The 2,110-nt window shown below is 43.5% G+C and carries 3 protein-coding genes; 2 read left to right on the top strand and 1 reads right to left on the bottom strand.

Features of this window, described 5'->3' with window-relative positions:
• Positions 1-424: 424 nt before the first annotated feature.
• Positions 425-1,039: a metalloregulator ArsR/SmtB family transcription factor gene (locus GXP65_RS24835; protein WP_005528527.1), complete on the top strand. Its 615-nt coding sequence runs from the start codon at positions 425-427 to the stop codon at positions 1,037-1,039.
• Positions 1,040-1,159: 120 nt separating this feature from the next.
• On the top strand, positions 1,160-1,522 hold the full coding sequence (locus GXP65_RS24840; RefSeq protein WP_162093947.1) for a DUF3135 domain-containing protein: 363 nt from the start codon (positions 1,160-1,162) through the stop codon (positions 1,520-1,522).
• Here GXP65_RS24840 and GXP65_RS24845 read toward each other — a convergent pair.
• Positions 1,519-1,806 (bottom strand): GIY-YIG nuclease family protein, encoded by a 288-nt coding sequence (locus GXP65_RS24845; RefSeq protein ID WP_162093948.1) that lies wholly within the window; start codon positions 1,804-1,806, stop codon positions 1,519-1,521. The two genes, GXP65_RS24840 and GXP65_RS24845, sit on opposite strands and share 4 nt — an antisense overlap.
• Between the last annotated feature and the right edge of the window lie 304 nt (positions 1,807-2,110).

Genomic DNA, 2,110 nt, shown 5'->3' on the forward strand with positions numbered 1-2,110 from the left:
GAGTTCGTCATCCTAGCGAGCTCAAGCGAGACTAAGGATCTAGTCACAGCAACCCCTTATTCTTTCCTACTCACCTTAAACCACAGCACAAACGAACAATAGATTCTGAATCACCTCGTCCCTCGTTGTTCAGAATGACGATTACTTTATCAAGCTATAAGCCAAAAGAGTTCGTCATCCTAGCGAGCTCAAGCGAGACTAAGGATCTAGTCACAGCAACCCCTTATTCTTTCCTACTCACCTTAAACCACAGCACAAACAGACAATAGATTCTGAATCACGCTCGTTCCTCGCTGTTCAGAATGGCGATATATATTTGTTCGCATGAGCATAGACCCAACAAATCCACACACAAATTAAGTCAACACTTTTCTTTACTAACCCTATCGAGCATAATATGTACTGACGTATAAATGGTGGGTATATGAAGACCGTAGATAGGATTTTGCAAATCGTTAAGCGTGATGGCTCTGTCACTGCGAAACAACTCTCTTCTGAACTGGGTATGACAACCATGGGTGCGCGTCAGCATCTGCAAGGTTTAGAAGATGACGGCGTCCTGTCGATTCATGATGTAAAAGTCAAAGTTGGTCGCCCAACTCGTCATTGGTCTCTGACACAAAAAGGTCATGAGCAGTTTGCTGATCGCCACGGTGAACTGACCATTCAATTTATTGAGGCCGTAGAGCATATCTTCGGTAAAGACGGATTGGAGAAAGTCACGTCCGAGCGCGAGAAGCTCACCCTACAAAGCTACCAACAACATCTTGAGCAGTGCGACTCGCTAGAGAGCAAGTTACAGACACTGGTTACCCTGCGTGAGCAAGAAGGCTACATGGCCGAACTGGAACAAGATGAGCATGGGTTTATTCTGATAGAAAACCACTGCCCTATCTGCAAAGCCGCGACTCGCTGCCCAAGTTTGTGCCAATCTGAACTCAACGTCTTCCAATCGCTTCTCGGCAATGAAACCAAAATCGAACGCGCCGAGCACATCATCAGTGGTCAACGCCGCTGCGTGTACCGTATTCAAGCCTAATATCTCGACTCACTCCCACTTTGTTATGAACATGCACTCTTATTAGTGAGACGATACTGTCATTCCTTCTATCTCCGCTTCTACATGGATTAAGCTTTTAGTAACTAGGAGCAAGATCCAATGGATTTGGAGATAGTTATGCCAAGCACCCACAAACCGCAAGTTTTGCCCTCATTCGATGAAATGGTAAAAATGGCAGAACGCGATCCCGAAGCCTTTGAACAGTTTCGTCATGATATGGCGAAAGAAATGATTGAAGGCGCCTCAGAACGGATGCAACCTCGACTGTGGGCACAGCAAAGTCACATAGATAGAGTCATTCATAACTGCAAAAACCCCAACCACACAAATGTCGTATTAATGAATGAATTGCAGAAACAGGTCGTGAAATTCAGAGAGGCATTACAAGGGGAGTCTGCACCAACTCAAAAAGCCGATGTGGTTGAGTTGAAGGCGTTGAAAGGTAGGGATGATTTTTACTAAAACTCATTGGATAAATCGAGAAAGTCAGGGTTAGATTCTCTCACTAAATCTAACTTCCATTCACGCTTCCATTGTTTCAGCTGCTTTTCTCTGTTTATGGCTAAAGCCATGTCTTCGAACAGTTCAAAGTAAACGAGCTTATGAACGTGATACTTCTTGGTAAAACCCTCAACGACTCCATTTTTATGCTGCCATATTCTTTGGGGCAGTCGACTAGTAACACCAATGTAGAGAACTGAGTTATTTTTTGAAGTTAGGATGTAAACGCAAGGTGTTTTGTCGATGGTTCATTCTCCTTAATGAGTTGTTTCCTATTGTGGCCCACCAGCAAAGTTAGCTTACTTCAAACTCGGAGCACTCGGTGAGTAGATTCTGAATCACGCTCGTCCCTCGCTGTTCAGAATGACAGTTAATTTAACTTACTATTAAATAAAAGAAACCCGTCATTCTAACGAGCTCCAGCGAGACTAAGAATCTACTTTCAGCAAGTACGATATCTTAGAAAGGACTCCTTATTGCAGTTACTTTAAGTCACTATTAAATAAAAGAAATATGTCATTCTAGCGAGCTCCAGCGAGACTAAGAATC

Origin of the sequence: Vibrio sp. LB10LO1, assembly GCF_010092875.1 — a bacterium.
In the GTDB taxonomy this organism is placed as follows: Bacteria; Pseudomonadota; Gammaproteobacteria; order Enterobacterales; family Vibrionaceae; genus Vibrio; species Vibrio campbellii.